General features: G+C 64.9%; 21 protein-coding genes. 20 read left to right on the top strand and 1 reads right to left on the bottom strand.

What is annotated here, in order from left to right; genetic code table 11:
* The first annotated feature begins 2 nt into the window (after nt 1–2).
* The 18 genes from DID98_RS23220 to DID98_RS23140 all read left to right on the top strand — a co-directional run bounded on the left by DID98_RS23220 (nt 3) and on the right by DID98_RS23140 (nt 18,668).
* Nucleotides 3–1,787, top strand: coding sequence for an ATP-binding cassette domain-containing protein (locus DID98_RS23220; RefSeq protein ID WP_124571493.1), 1,785 nt, complete (start codon nt 3–5; stop codon nt 1,785–1,787).
* Entirely contained in the window at nt 1,787–2,542 is a 756-nt protein-coding gene (locus DID98_RS23215; RefSeq protein ID WP_044845231.1) for an ABC transporter ATP-binding protein, read from the top strand. Before DID98_RS23220 ends, DID98_RS23215 begins: the two co-directional genes overlap by 1 nt.
* 491 nt (nt 2,543–3,033) lie before the next feature.
* Nucleotides 3,034–5,004, top strand: coding sequence for a tRNA uridine-5-carboxymethylaminomethyl(34) synthesis enzyme MnmG (mnmG, locus tag DID98_RS23210; protein WP_044845232.1), 1,971 nt, complete (start codon nt 3,034–3,036; stop codon nt 5,002–5,004).
* On the top strand, nt 5,001–5,687 hold the full coding sequence (gene rsmG, locus DID98_RS23205; protein ID WP_124571492.1) for a 16S rRNA (guanine(527)-N(7))-methyltransferase RsmG: 687 nt from the start codon (nt 5,001–5,003) through the stop codon (nt 5,685–5,687). Before mnmG ends, rsmG begins: the two co-directional genes overlap by 4 nt.
* A gap of 51 nt (nt 5,688–5,738) precedes the next feature.
* The gene (locus DID98_RS23200; protein WP_044845234.1) at nt 5,739–6,518 is read left to right on the top strand and encodes a ParA family protein; all 780 of its coding nucleotides are present in this window, start codon (nt 5,739–5,741) and stop codon (nt 6,516–6,518) included.
* A 31-nt stretch (nt 6,519–6,549) separates the two neighbouring features.
* Nucleotides 6,550–7,443, top strand: a complete 894-nt coding sequence (locus DID98_RS23195; RefSeq protein ID WP_006482728.1) for a ParB/RepB/Spo0J family partition protein — start codon at nt 6,550–6,552, stop codon at nt 7,441–7,443.
* A 22-nt stretch (nt 7,444–7,465) separates the two neighbouring features.
* Complete coding sequence (locus tag DID98_RS23190; RefSeq protein WP_124486888.1) at nt 7,466–8,587, top strand: SLC13 family permease; 1,122 nt, start codon at nt 7,466–7,468, stop codon at nt 8,585–8,587.
* 64 nt (nt 8,588–8,651) lie between these two features.
* Nucleotides 8,652–9,044: a hypothetical protein gene (locus DID98_RS35915; RefSeq protein WP_185640887.1), complete on the top strand. Its 393-nt coding sequence runs from the start codon at nt 8,652–8,654 to the stop codon at nt 9,042–9,044.
* 113 nt (nt 9,045–9,157) lie between these two features.
* Nucleotides 9,158–9,682 carry an ATP synthase subunit I gene (locus tag DID98_RS23185; protein ID WP_124571491.1) on the top strand — a complete coding sequence of 175 codons (525 nt, stop codon included), beginning with the start codon at nt 9,158–9,160 and terminating at the stop codon, nt 9,680–9,682.
* Nucleotides 9,683–9,801: 119 nt separating this feature from the next.
* A complete protein-coding gene (gene atpB / locus DID98_RS23180; RefSeq protein WP_039351439.1) occupies nt 9,802–10,653 on the top strand; it encodes a F0F1 ATP synthase subunit A in 852 nt (283 codons plus the stop codon).
* Between the two features lie 75 nt (nt 10,654–10,728).
* Complete coding sequence (gene atpE / locus DID98_RS23175) at nt 10,729–11,001, top strand: F0F1 ATP synthase subunit C (protein WP_021160442.1); 273 nt, start codon at nt 10,729–10,731, stop codon at nt 10,999–11,001.
* A gap of 129 nt (nt 11,002–11,130) precedes the next feature.
* Complete coding sequence (locus DID98_RS23170; RefSeq protein ID WP_006477283.1) at nt 11,131–11,601, top strand: F0F1 ATP synthase subunit B; 471 nt, start codon at nt 11,131–11,133, stop codon at nt 11,599–11,601.
* 2 nt (nt 11,602–11,603) lie between these two features.
* Nucleotides 11,604–12,143 (top strand): F0F1 ATP synthase subunit delta, encoded by a 540-nt coding sequence (locus DID98_RS23165; protein ID WP_014895498.1) that lies wholly within the window; start codon nt 11,604–11,606, stop codon nt 12,141–12,143.
* A gap of 44 nt (nt 12,144–12,187) precedes the next feature.
* Nucleotides 12,188–13,729 (top strand): F0F1 ATP synthase subunit alpha, encoded by a 1,542-nt coding sequence (gene atpA / locus DID98_RS23160; RefSeq protein WP_014895499.1) that lies wholly within the window; start codon nt 12,188–12,190, stop codon nt 13,727–13,729.
* 69 nt (nt 13,730–13,798) lie between these two features.
* Nucleotides 13,799–14,674 (top strand): F0F1 ATP synthase subunit gamma, encoded by an 876-nt coding sequence (atpG, locus tag DID98_RS23155; protein ID WP_034209645.1) that lies wholly within the window; start codon nt 13,799–13,801, stop codon nt 14,672–14,674.
* 66 nt (nt 14,675–14,740) lie between these two features.
* Nucleotides 14,741–16,135, top strand: coding sequence for a F0F1 ATP synthase subunit beta (atpD, locus tag DID98_RS23150; RefSeq protein ID WP_044845237.1), 1,395 nt, complete (start codon nt 14,741–14,743; stop codon nt 16,133–16,135).
* A gap of 120 nt (nt 16,136–16,255) precedes the next feature.
* Nucleotides 16,256–16,681: a F0F1 ATP synthase subunit epsilon gene (locus tag DID98_RS23145; protein WP_006477288.1), complete on the top strand. Its 426-nt coding sequence runs from the start codon at nt 16,256–16,258 to the stop codon at nt 16,679–16,681.
* Nucleotides 16,682–16,940: 259 nt separating this feature from the next.
* On the top strand, nt 16,941–18,668 hold the full coding sequence (locus tag DID98_RS23140; protein WP_124571490.1) for an AMP-binding protein: 1,728 nt from the start codon (nt 16,941–16,943) through the stop codon (nt 18,666–18,668).
* Nucleotides 18,669–19,391: 723 nt separating this feature from the next.
* On the opposite strand, the gene DID98_RS23130 is transcribed toward DID98_RS23140, so the two are convergent.
* Nucleotides 19,392–20,198 (bottom strand): transporter substrate-binding domain-containing protein, encoded by an 807-nt coding sequence (locus DID98_RS23130; RefSeq protein ID WP_124486824.1) that lies wholly within the window; start codon nt 20,196–20,198, stop codon nt 19,392–19,394.
* A 149-nt stretch (nt 20,199–20,347) separates the two neighbouring features.
* Between DID98_RS23130 and hemE the strand changes: the two genes are divergently transcribed.
* Nucleotides 20,348–21,442 (top strand): uroporphyrinogen decarboxylase, encoded by a 1,095-nt coding sequence (hemE, locus tag DID98_RS23125; protein WP_311767941.1) that lies wholly within the window; start codon nt 20,348–20,350, stop codon nt 21,440–21,442.
* Between the two features lie 448 nt (nt 21,443–21,890).
* Nucleotides 21,891–24,152, top strand: coding sequence for a primosomal protein N' (locus tag DID98_RS23120; protein WP_124571488.1), 2,262 nt, complete (start codon nt 21,891–21,893; stop codon nt 24,150–24,152).
* Nucleotides 24,153–24,299 lie beyond the last annotated feature (147 nt).

The following is a 24,299-nucleotide window of genomic DNA, read 5'->3' as shown; positions in this document are numbered from 1 at the left end:
CGATGAAGACGATGGTACGCAACAAGACCTTCTGGGTGTTTCTCGTGGTGCTGTTCGCGCTGCCGGTGCTGCCCGGCGCGCTGGAGGTGCCCGAATACTGGATCACGCTGCTGAACTACATCGGCCTCTACGCGATCGTCGCGATCGGGCTCGTGCTGCTGACGGGCGTCGGCGGGATGACGAGCTTCGGGCAGGCCGCGTTCGTCGGCATCGGCGCGTATGCGACCGCATTCCTGACCACGCGATACGGCGTGTCGCCGTGGCTCGCGCTGATCGTCGGCGTCGTGCTGACGGCGCTCGTCGCGCTGGTACTGGGCGCGGTCACGATGCGCCTGTCCGGGCATTTCCTGCCGCTCGGCACGATCGCTTGGGGGCTCGCGCTGTTCTATCTGTTCGGCAACCTCGAGCTGCTCGGCAAGTACGACGGGATCAACGGGATTCCGGCACTGAACCTGTTCGGCATCGAGCTCGGCAGCGGCCGCAGCCTGTACTTCCTGATCTGGGCCGTCGTGCTGGCCGCGATCGTGTCGGTGCAGAACCTGCTCAACAGCCGGCCCGGCCGCGCGATCCGCGCGCTGCGGGGCGGCGGCGTGATGGCCGAAGCGATGGGCGTGAACACCGCGTGGATGCGCGTCGTGATCTTCACCTACGCGGCCGTGCTCGCCGCGGTATCGGGCTTCCTGTACGCGCACCTGCAGCGCGCGGTGAACCCGACCCCGTTCGGCCTGAACCACGGGATCGAATTCCTGTTCATGGCCGTGGTCGGGGGCGTGTCGCACGTATGGGGCGCGGTGCTCGGTGCGGCGATCCTCACCGTGCTGCAGGACTACCTGCAGACGCTGTTGCCGAAGCTGCTCGGCTCGGAAGGCAACTTCGAGATCATCGTGTTCGGCGTGCTGATGGTGCTGTTGCTGCAGTACGCGCGCCAGGGCGTATGGCCGTTCGTCGCGAAGCTGTTTCCACGCGGGCCGCGCGCACATGTGCCCGACCATGCCGACCCGCTGCCGCAGCGCGCGAAGCCGGTGGCGGGCGAGCCGCTGCTCGTGGTCGACAACGCGCGCAAGCAGTTCGGCGGGCTGGTGGCCGTCAACGACGTCAGTTTCGACGTGAAAGCGGGGCAGATCGTCGGCCTGATCGGCCCGAACGGCGCGGGCAAGTCGACCACGTTCAACCTCGTGACCGGCGTGCTGCAGCCGACCGGCGGCACGATCACGTTCCGCGGCGAGCGGATCAACGGGCTCACGTCGCGCCAGATCGTCCGCCGCGGGATCGGCCGGACGTTCCAGCACGTGAAGCTACTGCCGACGATGACGGTGCTCGAGAACGTCGCGATCGGCGCGCATTTGCGCGGCCATACGGGCGTCTGGCGCAGCATCGCGCGGCTCAATGCACATGAGGAAGCGCAGCTGCTGGCTGAAGCGGCACGACAGATCCGCCGCGTCGGGCTGGAGAAGCACATGTACGACGAAGCGGGCAGCCTCGCGCTTGGCCAGCAGCGGATTCTCGAAATCGCGCGCGCGCTGTGCTGCGATCCGACGCTGCTGCTGCTCGACGAGCCGGCGGCCGGGCTGCGCTACCAGGAGAAGCAGCAGCTCGCGGACTTGCTGCGGCGCCTGAAGGCCGAAGGGATGAGCGTGTTGCTCGTGGAACATGACATGGATTTCGTGATGAACCTCACCGACCGGCTGGTGGTGATGGAATTCGGCACGCGGATCGCGGAAGGGCTGCCGCAGGACGTGCAGCAGGATCCGGCGGTGCTCGAAGCGTATCTGGGCGGGGTGGAGTGATGACGGACACGACGATGCCGATTCTCGAGGTACGCGGGCTGGCGGTGCGGTACGGAAAGGTCGAGGCGCTGCACGGTGCGGCGATCAAGGTCGGCGCAGGGCAGATCGTCAGCGTGATCGGCCCGAACGGAGCCGGCAAGTCGACGCTGCTGAACGCGATCATGGGCGCGTTGCCGGTGACCGGGCACGCGTCGGGCGCGATCGTTTACCGCGGTAACGACGTAGGCGCATTGCCCGTCGAGCAGCGCGTCGCGCGCGGGATGTGCCTTGTGCCGGAAAAGCGCGAGCTGTTCAGCACGATGACCGTCGAGGACAACCTCGTGCTGGGCGCGTATCGCCGCAAGGTCGCGGGTGAGTCGAACTTCCTCGACCAGCTCGATCATGTGTTCGCGCTGTTTCCGCGGCTCAAGGAGCGGCGCAAGCAGGCGGCCGGCACGCTGTCGGGCGGCGAACGGCAGATGCTTGCGGTGGGCCGCGCGCTGATGGGTAAGCCCGACCTGCTGATGCTGGACGAGCCGAGCCTCGGGCTGGCGCCGCTGATCGTGAAAGAGATTTTTCATATCATCAGCGCGTTGCGTGGCACGGGCGTCGCGACGCTGCTGATCGAGCAGAACGCGCGGGCCGCGCTACAGATCTCGGACTACGGCTATGTGCTGGAGACTGGCGAGTTTGCGCTGGAAGGGCCGGCTGCCGAGTTGGCACAGAATCCGCAGGTAATCGAAACGTATCTGGGGCTTGCGAAGAAAACGGCTTGATGGGTGAGGCGGTGGGCGGGAAACGGGCGGCGTGTTTCACGTGAAACACGCCGTTTTTGTTTCGGGGGAGGGCGACGTGACGGTGAATCGAGTGTGGGGATAAGTGCCGGAGCAACCAGCGGAAGCACTGTGACGAGAGTGCGGGCTCATCGCGTCGGGTTGCACAGGGAATGAGCGTTGACGGTGGTCGGTCGCCACAGGGGATAAGTGCCGGGCGATTGACCGGAAATACTGTGATGTCACGGTGATGTCGGTTCACGAGCCGCTACCGGGTCCTCGGTTTTGCACAGCTTGGCGATGTGCGGTGAGGTCGCGCCAGCGCCGCCAAGGCCGGCTAGGCGGCACAGCTCGGCCGATCGGCCGAAAAAAAACCGGCTAAATGAACGGTCCCTACCATTCGGACGGCCTTCGGGTGAAAAGCGAACCCGCTATAATTCGGCCCATACATTTCTCAGATAGGTTCGTGCGCAGTCCTGCGCGCGGAATCCACCATGCTTTTTCCCACAGAATTTGACGTCATCGTCGTCGGCGGCGGGCACGCCGGCACGGAGGCCGCGTTGGCATCGGCCCGTATGGGTGCGAAGACGCTGCTGCTGACCCATAACATCGAAACGCTCGGGCAGATGAGCTGCAATCCGTCGATCGGCGGTATTGGCAAGGGCCATCTGGTCAAGGAAGTCGATGCGCTCGGCGGCGCGATGGCCGCTGCGACGGACGAGAGCGGTATTCAGTTCCGGATCCTGAATTCGTCGAAAGGCCCGGCCGTGCGCGCGACGCGTGCGCAGGCCGACCGTATCCTGTACAAGGCTGCGATCCGCCATCGGCTCGAGAACCAGCCGAACCTGTGGCTGTTCCAGCAGGCCGTCGACGATCTGATGGTCGAAGGCGACCGCGTGGTGGGCGCCGTCACGCAGATCGGCATCCGATTCCGCGCACGTGCGGTGGTGCTGACGGCGGGTACCTTCCTCGACGGCAAGATCCACGTCGGCCTGAACAATTACACGGGCGGTCGCGCGGGCGATCCGGCGGCCGTGTCGCTGTCGGCGCGTCTGAAGGAACTGAAGCTGCCGCAGGGCCGCCTGAAGACCGGTACGCCGCCGCGTATCGACGGCCGCTCGATCGACTTTTCGAAGCTGGACGAGCAGCCGGGCGACCTCGATCCGATCCCGGTGTTCTCGTTCCTGGGCCGTGCGGAGCAACACCCGCAGCAGTTGCCGTGCTGGGTCACGCATACGAACGAGCGCACGCACGACATCATTCGCGGCGGCCTCGACCGGTCGCCCATGTATACAGGCGTGATCGAAGGTGTCGGCCCGCGTTACTGCCCGTCGATCGAGGACAAGATCCACCGGTTCGCGTCGAAGGAATCGCACCAGATCTTCCTCGAGCCGGAAGGGCTGACGACCAACGAGTTCTATCCGAACGGGATTTCGACGAGCCTGCCGTTCGACGTGCAGCTCGAACTCGTGCACTCGATGCGCGGCCTCGAGAATGCGCACATCCTGCGCCCCGGCTATGCGATCGAATACGACTACTTCGACCCGCGCGCGCTGAAGGCATCGCTCGAGACGAAGGCGATCAACGGGCTGTTCTTTGCGGGCCAGATCAACGGCACGACGGGCTATGAAGAAGCGGCCGCTCAAGGCCTGCTGGCCGGTCTGAACGCAGGCCGTTACGTGCAGGAGAAGGACGCATGGTGCCCGCGTCGCGACCAGGCGTACCTTGGGGTTCTGGTCGACGACCTCGTTACGCGTGGTGTGGCCGAGCCGTACCGGATGTTCACGAGCCGTGCGGAGTATCGTCTGAGCCTGCGTGAAGACAATGCGGACATGCGCCTGACCGAGATCGGCCGCGAGCTGGGCCTGGTCGACGATGTGCGCTGGGATGCATTCAGCCGGAAGCGCGACGCTGTTTCACGTGAAACCGAACGACTGAAGTCGACATGGGTCACGCCGAAGACGCTGCCGCCGGAAGAGGCGACCGCGCTGCTCGGCAAGGCGATCGATCACGAGTACAGCCTCGCGGAGCTGCTGCGTCGCCCGGGTATCAGCTACGACGGCGTGTGCGGCCTGAAGGGCGGCGAATGCGGTCCGGCGGAGCCGTTGGCCGACGATCCGGTGCTGCTCGAGCAGATCAAGGAGCAGGTCGAGATCGGTATCAAATATCAGGGCTATATCGAACGTCAGGCGAGCGAGATCGAGCGCAACGATGCGAACGAGAACACGCGCCTGCCGGACGGTATCGACTATCGCGAGGTGCGCGGCCTGTCGTTCGAAGTGAGCCAGAAGCTCAACGAGTTCCGGCCGGAAACGATCGGCCAGGCATCGCGGATCTCGGGCGTCACGCCGGCTGCGATCTCGCTGCTGATGGTGCACCTGAAGCGCCGTGGCCTCGGCCGTCGTAATGGCACTGCCGCAGAGGCGACCGAGCAGGGGGACGGCACCGTCCCGACGCAACAATGACGGCGCGTCGCGCGCCGGCGGTTAATCGGGACGTACTTGAACAAATGCTCGTCGACGGCACGGCCGCGCTCGACCTCGCATTGACGGATACACAACGCAACCAGCTGCTCGATTACGTCGCGCTGCTCGGCAAGTGGAACGCGGTCTACAACCTGACCGCGATCCGCGACCCGAAGCAGATGCTGATCCAGCACATTCTTGATTCACTCTCCATCGTTCCGCATCTGCGCGACCGTGCATCGGCGCGCGTGCTCGACGTGGGTTCGGGCGGCGGGTTGCCCGGTATCGTGCTGGCGATCGTCCGGCCGGACTGGCAAGTGACGCTGAACGATATCGTGCAGAAGAAGTCTGCATTCCAGACTCAGATGCGTGCGGAGCTGAAGCTCGCGAACCTGTCGGTCGTCACCGGGCGGGTCGAATCGCTGCAGCCGGGTGTCGAAGTGCCGGAAAAATTCGACATGATCGTATCCCGCGCCTTCGCGGATCTATCCGACTTCGTTAAACTTGCTCGACATCTCGTCGCGCCCGGCGGATCGATCTGGGCGATGAAGGGTGTCCACCCGGACGACGAAATCGCACGGCTGCCGGAAGGCAGTCGCGTAAAGCAGACGATGCGGCTGGCGGTACCGATGCTCGATGCCGAACGGCATCTGATCGAGGTCACCGTCGACGAGGCGAATTGAAGGCGCGCGGTAGCGCGCTGTTTGTTTGAAGGTAAAGGGAACACACCAACGATGGCAAAGATCTTCTGCGTTGCGAACCAGAAGGGGGGCGTCGGCAAGACGACGACATCGGTCAATCTCGCCGCAAGCCTTGCAGCGCAGGAGCAACGAGTCCTGCTGATCGATCTCGACCCGCAGGGCAACGCGACGATGGGCAGCGGGATCGACAAGGCCGCCTGCGAGTCGACCGTGTACGAAGTGCTGGTTGACGGCGTCTCGGTGACGGACGCACGCGTGCGTCCGGAGGGTGTCACGTACGACGTGCTGCCGGCCAACCGCGAGCTGTCGGGTGCCGAGATCGAACTGATCAGCATCGACAACCGCGAGCGTCGGTTGAAGGCCGCGCTCGAGCATGTGGCCGACGACTACGACTTCGTGCTGATCGATTGCCCGCCGACGCTGTCGCTGCTGACGCTGAACGGGCTGTGCGCGGCGCATGGCGTCGTGATCCCGATGCAGTGCGAGTACTTCGCGCTGGAAGGGTTGTCGGATCTCGTCAACACGATCAAGCAGGTTCACGCGAACATGAACCGCGACCTGAAGATCATCGGCTTGTTGCGCGTGATGTTCGATCCGCGCATCACGCTGCAGCAGCAAGTCTCCGATCAACTGAAAGCGCACTTCGGCGACAAGGTGTTCGACGCGGTGATTCCGCGCAACGTGCGCCTCGCGGAAGCGCCGAGTTACGGGTTGCCGGGCGTCGTGTTCGACCGCAATTCGCGCGGTGCGCAGGCGTATCTCCAGTTCGGTGCCGAGATGATCGATCGCGTGCGCGCGTTCGAGGTGTCGTGATCCGGACATGAGCGAAGCGAGGAAGAAAGACATGAACGCGGTACCAAAGAAGAAGGGCTTGGGACGTGGCCTCGAAGCGCTGCTCGGCGGCAGTGCGGACATCACCGAAGCGGTGAAGATCGAAGGGGCACCGAACACGCTCGCGCTCGGCAAGCTGCAGGCCGGCAAGTACCAGCCGCGGACGCGGATGGACGAAGGCAGCCTGCAGGAGCTGGCGGCCAGCATTCGCGCGCAAGGCGTGATGCAGCCGATCCTGGTACGGCCCATTTCGTCTGACAAATACGAGATCATCGCAGGCGAGCGGCGTTTCCGCGCGGCACGCCTGGCTGGCCTCGACGAAGTGCCGGTGCTCGTGAAGGACGTGTCCGATCAGGCCGCCGCGGCGATGGCGCTGATCGAGAACATCCAGCGCGAGGACCTGAACCCGCTGGAAGAGGCGCACGGCATCCAGCGTTTGCTCGACGAGTTCGGTTTCACGCACGAACAGGCGGCCGAATCGGTCGGCCGTTCGCGCAGCGCGGTATCGAACCTGCTGCGCCTGCTGAACCTTGCTTCGCCGGTGCAGACGATGCTGCTGGCCGGCGATCTCGACATGGGGCACGCGCGTGCGCTGCTCGCGGTCGACGCCGCGACGCAGATCACGCTCGCGCATCAGGTCGTCAACAAGCGCATGTCGGTGCGCGAGACCGAGAAGCTGGTCGCGCACACGACGAAGGAAGCGCCGGCGGTGAAGGCGCGTGCGAAGGATGACGGCGGCCGCGACACGCGCCGTCTCGAGGAGGAGTTGTCCGACCTGCTCGCGTCGACGGTGAAGATCAAGCTCGGCCGCCGCGGGCGAGGGCAGGTGCTGATCGACTTCGGCAACCTCGACGCGCTCGAGGGCATTCTCGCGCGCCTTCGCGGCAACGTCGCGACGGAAGAGTAACGAGGTGCGATTGACGGAGAACATGGGCGCGGCAGCGCCGCGCCGATGGCTCGGATGGCTGATGCAGGAGCCGGTGCTGGCGGTACTGGCGCTTGCACTGATTATTCTTCAATGGTTGCGTCCGCAACCAATTGCCACATTGGCCGGTCTCGTCGACTGGCAGACCGTCGCGACGCTCGCGGGTCTGCTGATGCTGACCAAGGCGCTCGAGCTGTCCGGGTGCCTGATGTGGCTCGCGCATCGCATCGTGCATCACGTGCATTCCGAGCGCGGGCTGGCGATGCTGCTCGTCGTGTTCGCGGCGGCGCTCGCGATGTGGCTCACCAACGATGTCGCGCTGTTCGTCGTCGTGCCGCTGATGGTGTCGCTGCGCCTGCTGACGCCGCTGCCTTTCCGGCGGCTCGTGATCGTGGTCGCGCTGGCCGTCAATGCGGGGTCCGTCGCGACACCGCTCGGCAATCCCCAGAACCTGTTCCTGTGGCAATTGAGCGGCGTGTCGTTCGGCCGCTTCGTCGTCACGCTCGGGCCGCTCGCGCTGGCGCTGATGGCGCTGCTGCTCGTGCTGACGGCGTGTGCGTTTCGCGCGAAGCCGCTCGATCTGTCGGGAGACGTTCAGGCCGTCCCCGTCCAGCGCCTGCATGCGTTGCTCGCGGCGGTGCTGTTCGGTGCGTTCGTGCTGCTCGCCGATGCGCACCATCCCGTGCCGGGCCTGATTGCCGTCGTGATCGCGCTGGTGGTGGCGAGACGTGATGCAGTCCTGAAGATCGACTGGCTGCTGCTGCTGATCTTCGTGCTGATGTTCGTCGTGCTGCGCAGCGCGGCCGCGCTGCCCGTCGTGCACGACGCGATCGCGCGGACTCACCTCGATTCGCCGCTGCGCGTGTTCGCGGCAGGCGCGGTGCTGTCACAGGGCATCAGCAACGTGCCGGCGGCGATCCTGCTGTCGGAATTCACGCACGACTGGCGGGCGCTCGCGTTCGGCGTATCGGTCGGCGGTTTCGGTTTCGCGATCGGTTCGCTCGCGAACCTGATCGCGGTGCGTCTCGCGAAGGAGCCGCGCATGTGGCTGCCGTTTCACCTCGTGTCGATCCCGTTCGCGCTCGTGAGCGCGGCATTGGGTGCGTGGTTGCTCGTGCGCGGTTAAGCGATGCGGCCGCCTGCGGTGCAGGCGCGCTGCAAGCTTGGCGGGGTGAGGCACAGCATTCGCAGTGGGTGAGAAGCCGGGGCTGTTGATAAGTGCGGCGATCCACAGTCGATCGACTGTGGCGGCACAACAACTGATTGCAGGCGTCGACGCGCTCGCGTTCGAGCTATTTCGCGCATCGTGCTCGTCGCGGTGGTCACAGTATTTCCTCTCCTTCGCATCGCTGCGCCCGATCATTTTCCGTGATCGCGTCACAGCGGAATTCCTGCTGCAAACGCGTCGCGCCGGTGTCGCCCGCACCAGGCGTCGATGCCACGTCATTGCCTCGTCGCCGGACTTTTTCGGGCAAGAAATACCCGTGCAAAAAAGCGACCTTACAACTGTCATCGTACGTCGTGGATTCGCGCGTTTTTCACATGATGAGGCGTCGTTTTACGTAGGTTTTTGTCGCGTCTAAAGCCTTGAATCACTTGCAACTATCGCTTACAATCGCCCGGATTTGTTAGCTAGGCACCCCTGAAAGCTTTCGGAAAGCAGGGGCCGGGTTCAAGGATTTTGCGGAAGATTGCGATGGCGGGTCAGGCGCCGAACGACAGGCACGATGATCACCGAGCGCAACGCACCGCTTCAGCGGCCGGCGAACGGCGCGAGTCCGACGACGACTGGGATGCCGAGCAGCAAGATAACAACATCGTTCCGCTCACGCGGACGGAAGCCGAGAGGTTGTTCGGTCCGGACGTGAGCAAGCCGTCGCGCGTGACCCCCTACAAGGTGGTGATCGCGCAGGTGGTCTTGTCCCTGGTTGCAACGCTGGCGTGGTGGCTGTTTTCAAAGTCGCCGGGCGCCGCTGCGCAATCCGCGTTTCTGGGCGGAGCGATCGGCTGGGTGCCAAGCGCGTTGTTCGTGGCACGACTGAAGGCAGGTGGCTCGGCCACCGTGATGAGCTGGGTGATGGGCGAAGCCCTGAAGCTCGGCGTGACGATCGGGATGTTCGCCGCAGTGGCGTACGGCTACGCCGGCGTGCACTGGCCGGCACTCCTCGTCACCTACCTCGTCGTGCTGAAGACGTACTGGATCGCGCTGGCCTGGCGGTAAGCAACAAGCAGCGTGCGGTTTCGACAACGAATCGCACCGGCCCGTTCCCGCAATCACGGCAATAGCGTATTGCGGAACGGGGCAAAACGATTTTCGACAATTTGGGTGGCATTAACGATATGGCAGCTAGCGAAGGCACGCGCGGTCCGGATCCGTCCGAGTACATTGCGCACCACTTGCAGAATTTCTCCACCTCGCATCAGACGTCGATTTTCGACATCCACGTCTGGAACCTCGACACGCTGTTCTGGTCGATCGTGTGCGGCATCGTGACGATCCTCCTGCTGCGTCTGGCCGCCCGCAAGGCGACGTCGGGCGTGCCGGGCCGTTTCCAGTGCGCGATCGAGATGCTCGTCGAAATGGTCGAGGATCAATCGAAGGCCATCGTCCACGGCAACCGCACCTTCATCGCTCCGCTCGCCCTCACGGTGTTCGTGTGGGTCGCGCTGATGAACTCCCTCGACTTCCTCCCCGTCGACCTGCCGGGCCGCGTGATCGGCCTGCTCGGTCTGTCGGACGTGATTTCCCACCATCGCATCGTCCCGACGGCCGACCTGAACGGCACGCTCGGCATCGCGCTCGGCGTGTTCGTCCTGATGATCTACTACAGCATCAAGATCAAGGGCGCGGGCGGCTTCGTGCATGAGCTGCTGTCGGCCCCGTTCGGTGCCCACCCGCTGCTGTGGATCCCTAACCTCGCGCTCAACATCGTCGAATATCTCGCGAAGACCGTCTCCCTCGGCATGCGGCTGTTCGGCAACATGTACGCGGGTGAGCTGTTGTTCCTGTTGATCGCCCTGCTCGGCAGCATGTGGAGCTTCGGTGGCGACGCAACGTTCCTCGGCTTCGTTGGTCACGTGATCGCGGGTAGCGTCTGGGCAATCTTCCACATCCTGATTGTTCTGTTGCAGGCATTCATCTTCATGATGCTGACGCTGGTGTATCTCGGCCAAGCGCACGACAAGCACTAAGCGCGGCGTGCAAAAAAGAGTTTCCGTTTTAGTTTTTTAAATCTCAGTTCCAAGTCTTTTCACAAAGGAGTGATCATGCAAGCTTACATCGCCAACATCCAGGGTCTGACCGCCATCGGTATCGGCATCATCATCGGCCTGGGTGCAATCGGCGCCTGTATCGGTATCGCGCTGATGGGTGGCAAGTACATCGAAGCCTGCGCACGTCAGCCGGAACTCATCAACCCGCTGCAAACGAAGATGTTCCTGCTGGCCGGCCTGATCGACGCTGCATTCCTGATCGGCGTTGGTGTCGCAATGCTGTTCGCGTTCGCGAACCCGCTCCTGTCGAAGCTCGTCGCAGGCTAAGGTTCCTCGGAAATATGCGACCGGCGTGAGCCGGCGCAGGGCGGAACGGAGACTTGGGGCGCTGATCGAATGCAACTCGATGAGCGCCTTACCGTTTCATTTTTCCGGAATAGCAGATAAGGAAACACCGTGAATCTCAACGCAACTCTGTTTGCGCAAATGGTCGTGTTCCTGGTCCTCGCGTGGTTCACGATGAAGTTCGTGTGGCCGCCGTTGATCAACGCCCTCGACGAACGTTCGAAGAAGATCGCCGACGGCCTCGCAGCCGCGGAGAAGGGCAAGGCGGAACTCGACGCAGCGCACAAGCGCGTGGACCAGGAACTCGCGCAGGCCCGCAACGACGGCCAGCAGCGCATCGCCGACGCTGAAAAGCGTGCCCAGGCGGTCGCCGAGGAAATCAAGGCCAACGCCCAGGCTGAAGCCGCCCGCATCGTCGCCCAGGCGAAAGCGGAAGCAGAACAGCAAATCGTGAAGGCGCGCGAAGCGCTGCGTGGCGAAGTCGCCGCGCTGGCCGTGAAGGGCGCCGAGCAGATCCTGAAGCGCGAAGTCGATCAAACGGCCCACGCCCAACTGCTGAATCAACTGAAAGCCGAGCTCTGATCATGGCCGAACTTGCAACCATCGCCCGCCCTTACGCAGAAGCGCTGTTCCGCGTGGCCGAGGGAGGTGACATCGCCGCCTGGTCCACGCTCGTGCAAGAGCTGGCCCAGGTTGCGCGTCTGCCGGAAGTGCTGTCGGTCGCGTCGAGCCCGAAGGTGACGCGCACGCAAGTAGCCGAGTTGCTGCTTGCTGCGGTGAAGTCGCCGGTCGCGGCCGGCGCCGAAGCGAAGAACTTCGTGCAGATGCTGGTCGACAATCATCGCATCGCGCTGCTGCCGGAAATTGCCGAGCAGTTCGAGGCGCTCAAGAACGAACGTGAAGGTGCAGCCGACGCCGAGATCGTGAGCGCGTTCCCGCTGAACGGCGCGGATCTCGAAAGCCTCGTCTCTGGCCTCGAACGCAAGTTCAAGCGCAAGCTGAAGCCGACGGTCGAAGTCGATTCGTCGCTGATCGGCGGCGTGCGCGTGACGGTCGGCGACGAAGTGCTCGACACCTCGGTTCGCGCGCGCCTCGCATCGATGCAGGCTGCCTTGACCGCCTGAGCGCCACGCCGGCACGCAACAGAATTGACTATCAGGAGCGAATAATGCAACTCAATCCCTCTGAGATCAGCGAGCTGATCAAGAGCCGGATCCAGGGCCTTGAAGCGAGCGCAGACGTTCGCAACCAGGGCACCGTGATCTCCGTGACCGACGGTATCGTGCGTATCCACGGCCTGTCGGACGTGATGCAGGGCGAAATGCTCGAGTTTCCGGGCAACACGTTCGGCCTCGCGCTGAACCTCGAGCGCGACTCGGTCGGCGCGGTGATTCTCGGCGAATACGAACACATCTCGGAAGGCGACATCGTCAAGACGACGGGCCGCATTCTCGAAGTCCCGGTTGGTCCGGAACTCGTCGGCCGCGTGGTCGATGCGCTCGGCAACCCGATCGACGGCAAGGGCCCGGTCAACGCGAAGCTGACCGACGCGATCGAAAAGATCGCCCCGGGCGTGATCTGGCGTAAGTCGGTGTCGCAGCCGGTGCAGACGGGCATCAAGTCGATCGACGCGATGGTGCCGATCGGCCGTGGCCAGCGTGAGCTGATCATCGGCGACCGTCAGTGCGGCAAGACCGCGGTGGCGCTCGACGCGATCATCAACCAGAAGGGCAAGGACCTGATCTGTATCTACGTCGCGATCGGCCAGAAGGCTTCGTCGATCATGAACGTGGTTCGCAAGCTCGAAGAAACGGGCGCGATGGAATACACGATCGTCGTCGCCGCTTCGGCTTCGGATTCGGCAGCGATGCAGTACCTCGCGCCGTACGCCGGCTGCACGATGGGCGAATACTTCCGCGACCGCGGCCAAGACGCGCTGATCATCTATGACGACTTGACCAAGCAGGCTTGGGCATACCGTCAGATCTCGCTGCTGCTGCGCCGCCCGCCGGGCCGTGAAGCATACCCGGGCGACGTGTTCTATCTGCACTCGCGTCTGCTCGAGCGTGCTGCTCGCGTGTCGGAAGAGTACGTCGAGAAGTTCACGAACGGCGAAGTGAAGGGCAAGAGCGGCTCGCTGACGGCACTGCCGGTCATCGAAACGCAGGCTGGCGACGTGACCGCGTTCGTTCCGACGAACGTGATCTCGATTACCGACGGCCAGATCTTCCTGGAAACCGACCTGTTCAACGCAGGCATCCGCCCGGCAATCAACGCCGGCGTGTCGGTGTCGCGAGTCGGTGGCGCCGCTCAGACGAAGGTCGTGAAGAAGCTGTCGGGCGGTATCCGTACCGACCTCGCGCAGTACCGTGAACTGGCTGCATTCGCGCAGTTCGCATCGGACCTCGACGAAGCGACCCGCAAGCAGCTCGAGCGCGGCCGCCGCGTGACGGAACTGCTGAAGCAGCCGCAGTACCAGCCGCTGCAGGTCTGGGAACTGGCCGTGTCGCTGTACGCCGCGAACAACGGCTACCTCGACGATCTCGACGTCAAGCAAGTGCTGTCGTTCGAGAAGGGCCTGCGCGACAACCTGAAGACCAGCCACGCTGACCTCATCAAGCGCATCGAAGACACCAAGGATCTCTCGAAGGACGACGAAGGCGCACTGCGCTCGGCGATCGAATCCTTCAAGAAGTCCGGTGCCTATTGATCCGCGAGTGACACACTGAGGCCGCGCGGGTGCTGATGCGCCCGCGCCGCTTCGGTCAAGGAGCAAGCTATGGCTGGAATGAAGGAAATTCGCGGCAAGATCAAGAGCGTGCAGAACACGCGCAAGATCACGAAGGCGATGGAGATGGTGGCTGCATCGAAGATGCGTCGCGCGCAGGAACGCATGCGCGCCGCTCGTCCGTATGCAGACAAGGTCCGTGCCATCGCCGCGCACATGAGCCGTGCGAACCCGGAGTACCGCCACCCGTTCATGGTGGCAAACGACGGCGCGCAGACGGCCGGCATCATCCTCGTCACGACGGACAAGGGTCTTTGCGGCGGTCTGAACACCAACGTGCTGCGTGCGACGGTGCAGAAGTTCAAGGAGCTGGAAGAGAAGGGCCAGAAGGTCGAAGCCACCGCGATCGGCGGCAAGGGCCTCGGGTTCCTGAACCGCTTCGGCGCGAAGGTGATGTCGCAGGTCGTGCACCTCGGCGACACCCCGCATCTGGACAAGCTGATCGGCGCCGTGAAGACGCAGCTCGATCTGTACTCGGAAGGCAAGCTGTCGGCGGTCTATATCGCTTACACGCGCTTCGTCAACACGATGAAGCAGGAAGCCGTGATCGAGCAGCTGCTGCCGCTGTCGTCGGAACACTTCGAAGCCGATGACGGTACGCCGGCCACGTCGTGGGACTACATCTACGAGCCGGACGCGCAGGCAGTCGTCGACGAACTGCTCGTGCGTTACGTCGAGGCACTGGTGTACCAGGCCGTCGCGGAGAACATGGCGTCCGAGCAATCGGCGCGGATGGTCGCGATGAAGGCCGCGTCCGACAACGCGAAGACGGTGATCAGCGAACTGCAGCTCGTGTACAACAAGAGCCGCCAGGCCGCGATTACGAAAGAACTGTCGGAGATCGTCGGCGGCGCAGCCGCTGTTTAAGCGCGCGCCACGGACGACAACTGCGCCCTTGCGCGAGTAAAGAATCAGGTATTTAAAGGAAAAGCGATGAGTACTGCTGCTTTGGTAGAAGGCAAGATCGTACAGTGCATCGGCGCCGTTATCGACGTGGAATTCCCGCGCGACAGCATGCCGAAGATCTACGACGCGCTCATTCTCGATGGCTCGGAACTGACGCTCGAAGTCCAGCAGCAGCTGGGCGACGGCGTGGTCCGTACCATCTGTCTGGGTGCATCCGACGGCCTGCGCCGCGGCCTGACCGTGAAGAACACGAGCAAGCCGATTTCGGTTCCGGTCGGCAAGCCGACCCTCGGTCGTATCATGGACGTCCTCGGCCGTCCGATCGACGAAGCCGGCCCGATCGAAAGCGAAACGACGCGTTCGATCCACCAGAAGGCTCCGGCGTTCGACGAACTGTCGCCGTCGACCGAACTGCTCGAAACGGGTATCAAGGTCATCGACCTGATCTGCCCGTTCGCGAAGGGCGGCAAGGTTGGCCTGTTCGGCGGTGCTGGCGTGGGCAAGACCGTCAACATGATGGAGCTCATCAACAACATCGCGAAGGAACACGGCGGTTACTCCGTGTTCGCGGGCGTGGGCGAGCGTACCCGTGAAGGGAACGACTTCTACCACGAAATGAAGGACTCGAACGTTCTCGACAAGGTCGCGCTGGTGTACGGCCAGATGAACGAGCCGCCGGGCAACCGTCTGCGCGTCGCGCTGACCGGCCTGACGATGGCCGAGCACTTCCGTGACGAAGGCCTCGACGTGCTGTTCTTCGTCGACAACATCTACCGTTTCACGCTGGCCGGTACCGAAGTGTCGGCACTGCTCGGCCGTATGCCGTCGGCAGTGGGCTATCAGCCGACGCTCGCTGAAGAAATGGGCAAGCTGCAAGAGCGCATCACGTCGACCAAGAAGGGCTCGATTACGTCGGTCCAGGCCGTGTACGTCCCTGCGGACGACTTGACCGACCCGTCGCCGGCAACCACCTTCGGCCACCTGGACGCAACCGTCGTTCTGTCGCGTGACATCGCTTCGCTGGGTATCTACCCGGCGGTCGACCCGCTCGACTCGACGTCGCGCCAGATCGACCCGAACGTGATCGGTGAAGAGCACTACTCGATCACCCGTCGCGTTCAGCAGACGCTGCAGCGCTACAAGGAACTGCGCGACATCATCGCGATTCTGGGCATGGACGAACTGTCGCCGGAAGACAAGCTGTCGGTCGCACGTGCGCGTAAGATCCAGCGTTTCCTGTCGCAGCCGTTCCACGTCGCTGAAGTGTTCACGGGCTCGCCGGGCAAGTACGTGCCGCTGAAGGAAACGATCCGTGGCTTCAAGATGATCGTCGACGGCGAGTGCGACCACCTGCCGGAACAGGCGTTCTACATGGTCGGCACGATCGACGAAGCCTTCGAAAAGGCCAAGAAGATCCAGTAACGGCTTGAGTGAGTCGCAAGCCGGCGTGTGCCGGCCGGAGCAATCAGTCAGCGATGACTTTGTTCCGGCTGCTCGCGCCGGCCGCAATACGCTCAACCCGTGGATGAGATTGGAGTCGATATGGCAACCATCAAAGTAGACGTCGTCAGCGCGGAAGAGCAGATCTTCTCGGGCGAGGCGAAATTCGTCGCGCTGCCGGGCGAAACGGGTGAGCTGGGCATTCTGCCGGGCCACACGCCGCTCATCACCCGGATTCGTCCGGGTGCGGTGCGCATCGAAGTCGAGGGCGGCAACGACGAATTCGTGTTCGTCGCAGGCGGCATTCTCGAAGTGCAGCCGGGCGCCGTGACGGTGCTCGCCGATACCGCGATCCGCGGCAAGGACCTCGACGCGGCGAAAGCCGAGGAAGCGCGCAAGCGTGCCGAGGAAACGCTGCAGAACGCGAAGTCGGACCTCGACCTCGCAAAGGCGCAATCCGAGCTCGCGACCGCGATGGCGCAGCTCGAAGCGATCCAGCGTCTGGCGAAGATCCGCAGCCGGCACTGAGCCGCGCGCGCGTATCCCGCGAAAGAAAGCAGCCTTCGGGCTGCTTTTTTTTCGCCCGTCGTTTTCGTCTGTTTTTTTGCGGGCCGGATCGTACCGTCCGGTCGTGCTATTTCATCCGCCCGCCGCGATTTGATGTCAGAGTGTCGTCAGCAGAGCGCGGCATCATCCGGGCAGAGGCAGTCCGCCGCGATCGTGGCGGAGCAGGCAAGCGCGCGAGCCGCGCGCCGGGCCGATCAGACAAAAACGGACGGAGACATCGATGGCAGCAGACCTTGGCAAGGGGGCGCTGATCGCGCCCGAAAACGGACTGTCGTACGTGCGCGGCGCGACCGACGTGCCGCTATCCGAAGCGACGATCAGCCGGTTCCTGCTCGACACGGCCGGCCGCTTTCCCGATCGTCCGGCCGTCGTATTTCGCGAACAGCAGGTGCGCTGGACCTGGCGCGAATTCGCACACGAGGTCGACGTGCTCGCGGCGGGCCTCGCCGCGCTCGGGATCGTGAAGGGCGACTGCGTCGGCATCTGGTCGCCGAACCGCAGCGAATGGCTGCTCACGCAGTTCGCGACCGCGCGGATCGGCGCGGTGCTCGTCAACATCAACCCGGCCTACCGGCTCGCGGAACTCGAATACGCGCTGAACAAGGTCGGCTGCAAGGCCGTGATCGCGGCCGAGCGCTTCAAGACGTCCGCGTACGTCGAGATGCTGCAGACCATCGCGCCGGAGCTCGCGAGCGCGACGCCGGGCGACCTGCATGCGGCGCGCGTGCCGAGCCTGCGAACGATCGTTTCGATGGGCGAGGCGGCGCCAGCCGGCATGTTCCGCTTCGCGGACGTGATGGCGCGCGGCCGCGACACGCTCGATGTCGCTCGGCTCGACGCGATCGGCGCGACGCTCGTGGCCACCGAGCCGATCAACATCCAGTTCACGAGCGGCACGACCGGCAGCCCGAAGGGCGCGACGCTCACGCACCGCAACGTCGTCAACAACGCACGCTCGATCGCGGCGGCGATGCGCTTCACCGAACAGGATTCGCTCTGCATCCCGGTGCCGTTGTATCACTGCTTCGGGATGGTGCTGGCCGTGCTCGCGTGCGTGTCGAAGGGCGCGGCGATGGTGTTCCCCGGCGAGGCATTCGATCCGGTCGCGACGCTCGCGGCCGTGGCCGACGAACGCTGTACCGCGCTGCACGGCGTGCCGACGATGTTCATCGCGGAACTCGATCATCCGGACTTCGCGAAGTTCGACCTGTCGACGCTGCGCACCGGCATCATGGCCGGCTCGCCGTGCCCGATCGAGACGATGAAGCGCGTCGTGTCGCAGATGCATTTGCGCGAGATCACGATCGCGTACGGGATGACGGAGACGAGCCCCGTGTCGTTCCAGAGCTCGACCGACGATCCGCTCGAGAAGCGCACGACGACGGTCGGGCGCATCCAGCCGCACCTGGAGGTGAAGATCGTCGATCCGAACGGCGAGATCGTGCCGGTCGGCGCGACGGGCGAGCTGTGCACGAAGGGCTATTCGGTGATGCTCGGCTATTGGGACGACGACGCGAAGACGCGCGAGGTGCTGGTCGACGGCTGGATGCATACGGGCGACCTCGCGACGCTCGACGCGGACGGCTACTGCAACATCGTCGGTCGGCTGAAGGACATGGTGATCCGCGGTGGCGAGAACGTGTATCCGCGCGAGATCGAGGAATTCCTGTTCAGGCATCCGAAGATTCAGAGCGCGCAGGTGTTCGGCGTGCCGGATCCGAAATACGGCGAGGAGCTGTGCGCGTGGATCGTGCTGCGCGCGGACGAGCAGATGACCGAGGACGACGTGCGCGCGTTCTGCAGCGGCCAGATCGCGCACTACAAGATTCCGCGCTACATCCGCTTCGTCGACGAGCTGCCGATGACGGTGACGGGCAAGGTGCAGAAGTTCGTGATGCGCGACCGGATGATCGAGGAACTGAAGCTGGACGTGCAGAAGACCGCGTGAGAGGCCGGTTGGCCGGCGGCAGGAAAAACGCGGCGGCCTGCGGGCCTTGCATTTTCGATGGACGAAAAAAAGCGGGCTTATTAGCCCGCTAAAAACCACACGCTACGGGGTTAGCGCGAGGAGACCAAAGATGAAACCGGATCCGGCGGGGGGCCGGAAACGACTCCAACAGGGATGCCCCTCGGAAGGGCTTCGGTACGTGACCGACTGGCTCGCAGCGCTTCGCGTCCGCTCACACTTGGCACACGAGACCGCATCCGTGTTGAAACCGTTGAGGCCATTGTGGGCGAATTGCTCACCCCTCGCGGTAACAAAGTGTTTCAGGTTGTAACGCCCGCCAGATAAGGCTTTCCGGGATTTTTTGCTGTTTTCGGGGTCCTGAAAAAGGTCATATTTACCCATCTTTTCCGCAGAGTTTTCAGCGGTTGCACATAATGCGTTTTTCATGCGTATCAGCATCGGTGAATGGCCGATTTACACGCCCGAATGTGCATCGCGCGGCACATATCGCATATGACGATTCATTCGTCAGAAAGATTTTGAAACGTGATCGGCGCGCGCGGTAGTCGGCTATTCGGCCAATTTTCGCGGTTTTACGTCTTCAGCCCCCGCGCCGTGTGTAACGGGGCGGCGGACGGCCATAGTGCCGCCCGCGCCCCGTTCGCCTGCTGCGATAGCGGGGTCGTGTCTGCTATCGGCCGCCGTTGCCGCCCGCGATCGTGCTTACTTCAGCCACTTGTCGGCGATCGCCTGGTATTCGCCGGTCGACAGCGCGAGGTGCAGCCACTGGTCGACATACTGCTGGAACACGACGTCGCCGCGCGGCACCATGTACGCCTTTTCGCCGAACTGGAACGGCTTGTCCGGATGCACCGAGCACAGGCCCGGATTCAGCTTTTGCTGCAGCAGCGTCTCGGATGCGTCCGTCACCATGACGTCCGCCTTGCCCGCGATGATCTGCTTGAAGATCGTCACGTTGTCAGGGTAGACGGTCAGGTTCGCGTGCGTGAAGAACTGCTTCGCGAAGCGCTCGTTGGTGCCGCCCGGGTTCACGATCACGCGTGTCTCGGGTCGGTCGATCTGTGCGACGGTCTGGTACTTGTCGGCGTCCGCGCAGCGCACGATCGGCGTCTTGCCGTCGACCACGTACGGCTGCGTGAAGAACACGCGCTTCTGGCGCTCGAGCGTCGTCGATACGCCGCCGACCGCGATATCGCACTTCGCGACGAAGTCGTTGGTGAGGTTCGACCAGCTCGTCTTCACGAAGTCGGCCTTCACGCCGAGCGATTTCGCGAGCGACTCGGCCATGTCGATGTCGATGCCTTCGAAGCGGCTGTCGCTCCGGTAGTACGAATACGGCTTGTAGTCGCCCGTCGTGCACACGCGCAGCGTGCCGCGTGCGAGCACGTCGTCGAGCCGCGAGCCGGCCGCGGCCGCGGACGACGGTGCGGTCGTACCCTGCGCGTGCGCGGCGGCGCAGCAAAGCAGGGTGGCGGCGGCGAGTGCGGCGCGCGTGGCAAATGTCTTCATCGGTCTCCTCCGTGGATCGGTTCGATATCAGCGTCCGATCATAACGGAGCCATCGCGCGCTTCATATGGCCGCCATCGCATCGACATACGCAGCCGTGCGGCCCCGCTCCGGTAAAATGCCGCTTTGCCTTCGCATCGTCGCTCCTACCGTGGCCCATACCCTGCTCAACGACACCTTCCTGCGTGCGCTTCTGCGCGAGCCGACCGACTACACGCCGATCTGGCTGATGCGCCAGGCCGGCCGCTACCTGCCCGAGTACAACGCGACGCGCGCGCGCGCCGGCAGCTTCCTCGGCCTTGCGAAGAATCCCGATTACGCGACCGAAGTGACGCTGCAGCCGCTCGAGCGCTTCCCGCTCGACGCCGCGATCCTGTTCTCGGACATCCTGACGATTCCCGACGCGATGGGCCTCGGCCTCGACTTCCAGGTCGGCGAAGGGCCGAAGTTCGCGCATCCGGTGCGCACCGAGGCCGATGTCGCGAAGCTCGCGGTGCCCGACATCGAGGAAACGCTCGGCTACGTGACGGGCGCCGTGCGCGAGATTCGCCGCGCGCTGACCGACGGCCAGGGCCGCCAGCGCGTGCCGCTGATCGGCTTCTCGGGCAGCCCGTGGACGCTCGCGTGCTACATGGTCGAAGGCGGCGGGTCGGACGACTTCCGCACGGTGAAGTCGATGGCGTATTCGCGCCCCGACCTGATGCACCGCATCCTCGACGTGAACGCGCAGGCCGTGGCCGCATACCTGAACGCGCAGATCGAAGCCGGCGCGCAGGCCGTGATGATCTTCGATACGTGGGGCGGCGCGCTGGCGGACGGCGCATACCAGCGCTTCTCGCTCGACTACATCCGCCGGGTGGTCGCGCAACTGAAGCGCGAGCACGACGGCGAGCGCGTGCCGGTGATCACGTTCACGAAGGGCGGCGGGCTGTGGCTCGAGGAAATCGCGGCGACCGGCGTCGACGCGGTCGGGCTCGACTGGACGGTCAACCTCGGCGCCGCACGCGAGCGTGTCGCGGGGCGCGTTGCGCTGCAGGGCAACCTCGACCCGACGATCCTGTTTGCGCCGCCGGCCGCGGTGCGCGAGCAGGCCCGCGCGGTACTCGACAGCTACGGCAATCATCCCGGCCACGTATTCAACCTCGGCCACGGCATCTCGCAGTTCACGTCGCCCGACCACGTCGCCGAACTCGTCGACGAAGTGCACGCGCACAGCCGCAAGATTCGTAGCGGAGCGGCGGGCTGAGCGCAAGCGCTGTCATGCTGCACTGCGGGATGACGGCGTTTCGCTGTCGGCGCTAAACAGGGCGCAACCCCGCCCCGGTTGCCGATCCATCGCTTGTCAAGACTTGACTTATGCACATTTTCCACGTTGCAGCGCGGTAGAGCCCTGCATCGGTCGAATTGTCTCGCTATGGTTGGGTAATTTGAATAGCAGCCTTATGGAATAAGGCTCCGCGGGGCGCGGCACACGGCGGCCGGAAACAGCGGAAAGCACGGCCCCGCGCGCTTTGCGGCGATTGGATGGGGAGTTCTCAACAAAGTTATCCACAGGCTGGTCAGGGTATACGGCGATTCCTAATGCGAATCCAAAACTTAGCGCCGAATCTGAAGTTTTACTTTAAGTCCGTCACCGTGATGCGGACTCGGATGCAAGTCGTCCGTGCGCTGTGCGCTGCCGCCGGAGCGCGGTGATGGACGGCACCTACCTGCGGGTCGCCCTCGACCATCCGCTCGCCACCCTGTTCGACTACCGCTGCGACGTCCAGCCGGCGCCCGAGCCAGGCACCCTGGTGCAGGTGCCGTTCGGCAAGCGGCAGGTCGTCGGCCTCGTCTGCGAAGTGACGACTCACACCGACGTGCCGCCGTCCCGCTTGCGGGCAATCGACGCGATCTGTACCGAGCTGCCGCCGCTGGCGCCGGACTGGCTTGCGCTCGTCTCCTTCGCGGCCGACTACTACCAGCGCGGTCGCGGTGAAGTCGCGCTGCCGGCGTTGCCGCAGGCGCTGCGCGACGCGGAGCGCTGGGGGCGGCTGCTGGCGCCCGAAGTGCGTCACCGGCTGACCGAAGCCGGCCGCACGGCGCTCCCCGACGCACTGCCCGCGCGCGGGGCCGCGCTGCGGCGGCTCGCGCAGGCACTCGCCGACACCGATTCGCTGACGCTGCCCGATGCGCGCGCATTGCACCCGAAGGCGGCGGCCACCCTCGACGACTGGGCGGCGCGCGGCTGGGTCGCGATCGAGGAAATCGGCTGGGCCGACGCGCCTGTGCCCAAAGCTGTGGATAACCTGTCGACAACCGGTGGACGAACTGTGCCGCCGGCGCTCACCGACCAGCAGGCCGAGGCGCTCGACGCGATCCGCGCCGCGCAGGGCTTCGCGCCGTTCCTGCTGCATGGCGTGACCGGCAGCGGCAAGACCGAGGTGTATCTGCATGCGCTCGCCGCGCTGCTCGATGCGCGGCCCGACGCGCAGGCGCTCGTGCTCGTGCCCGAAATCAACCTGACGCCGCAGTTCGAGGCCGCGTTTCGCGCGCGCTTCGCAGGCACGCTCGCCGACGACGCGATCGTCACGCTGCACAGCGGGCTCGCCGAAGGCGAACGGGCGCGCAACTGGCTCGCCGCACATACGGGCCGCGCGCGGATCGTGCTCGGCACGCGGCTCGCGGTGCTCGCGTCGCTGCCGACGCTCGCGCTGATCGTCGTCGACGAGGAGCACGAGCCCGCGTACAAGCAGCAGGAAGGGCTGCGCTATTCGGCGCGCGATCTCGCGGTGTGGCGCGCGAAGCATCTCGGTATTCCGGTCGTGCTCGGTTCGGCGACGCCGTCGCTCGAGACCTGGTGGCAGGCCGAGCAGGGGCGCTACACGCGGCTCACGCTGTCGCGCCGCGCGGTGGCCGACGCGACGCTGCCGACCGTGCGGCTGATCGATCTCGAAGAGGAGCGGCGGCGCGGGCGCGCGTCGATGGGCGGGCTGTCGGGGCCGCTCGTCGCGGCGCTGAAGGCGCGGCTCGAGCGCGGCGAGCAGAGCCTCGTGTTCCTGAACCGGCGCGGCTACGCACCGCAGCTTGCGTGCGACGCGTGTGGCTGGGTCGCCGGTTGCCCGCGCTGCAGCGCCTATGTCGTGCTGCACAAACCCGAGCACGCGTTGCGCTGCCATCACTGCGGCTGGGAAGCGCGCATTCCGCGTTCGTGCCCGGAATGCGGGAACGTCGACATCGCGCCGCTCGGGCGCGGCACGCAGCGCATCGAGGAGGCGCTCGCCGAGGCCGTGCCGGGCGCACGGATCCTGCGGATCGACGCGGACAGCACGCGGCGCAAGGGCAGTGCGCAGGCGCTGTTCTCGGATGTGCACGCCGGTGAAGTCGACATCCTGGTCGGCACGCAGATGATCGCGAAGGGGCACGACTTCCAGCGCGTGTCGCTCGTCGGCGTGCTCAATGCCGACACCGCGCTGTTCTCGCACGACTTCCGCGCGAGCGAGCGGCTGTTCGCGCAGCTGATGCAGGTGAGCGGCCGCGCGGGGCGCGCGGGGCTGCCGGGCGAGGTGCTGGTGCAGACGCGTTATCCGCGTCACGCGCTGTATCACGCGCTCGGCCGGCAGGATTACGTCGGCTTCGCGAATTCGACGCTCGGCGAGCGCCGCGACGCGCACCTGCCGCCGTTCGTCTACCAGGCGCTGCTGCGCGCCGAGGGGCGCACGCTCGACGCGGCGCTCGCGTTCCTGCTGCAGGCCGCGGCTGCGTTGCCGGGGCTGCCGGGTGCCGATCGCGTGACCGTGTACGACGCGGTGCCGATGACGATCGTGAAGGTCGCGAACGTCCACCGCGCGCAGCTGCTGCTCGAAAGCGCATCGCGGGCCGCGTTGCAGCACGCGCTGCGCGCATGGCAGCCGGAACTGCGCGCGCTGAAGGGCGTGCTGCGGTGGAGCGTCGAGGTCGATCCGCTGGATATCTGAGCGGCGCGGCGGCGGTCGTCGTGCCGCGCGCCGCTTCCTCGGTACCGAGCCGTCGACCTGCCGAGCTGCCGAGCTGCCGAGCCGCCGAGCCGCCGAGCCACCGAGCCACCGAGCCACCGAGCCACCGAGCCACCGAGCCACCGAGCC

It is taken from the genome of Burkholderia sp. Bp8984, from assembly GCF_003853755.1.
Lineage (GTDB): Bacteria > Pseudomonadota > Gammaproteobacteria > Burkholderiales > Burkholderiaceae > Burkholderia.
This window is presented reverse-complemented; position numbering and strand designations above follow the sequence as displayed.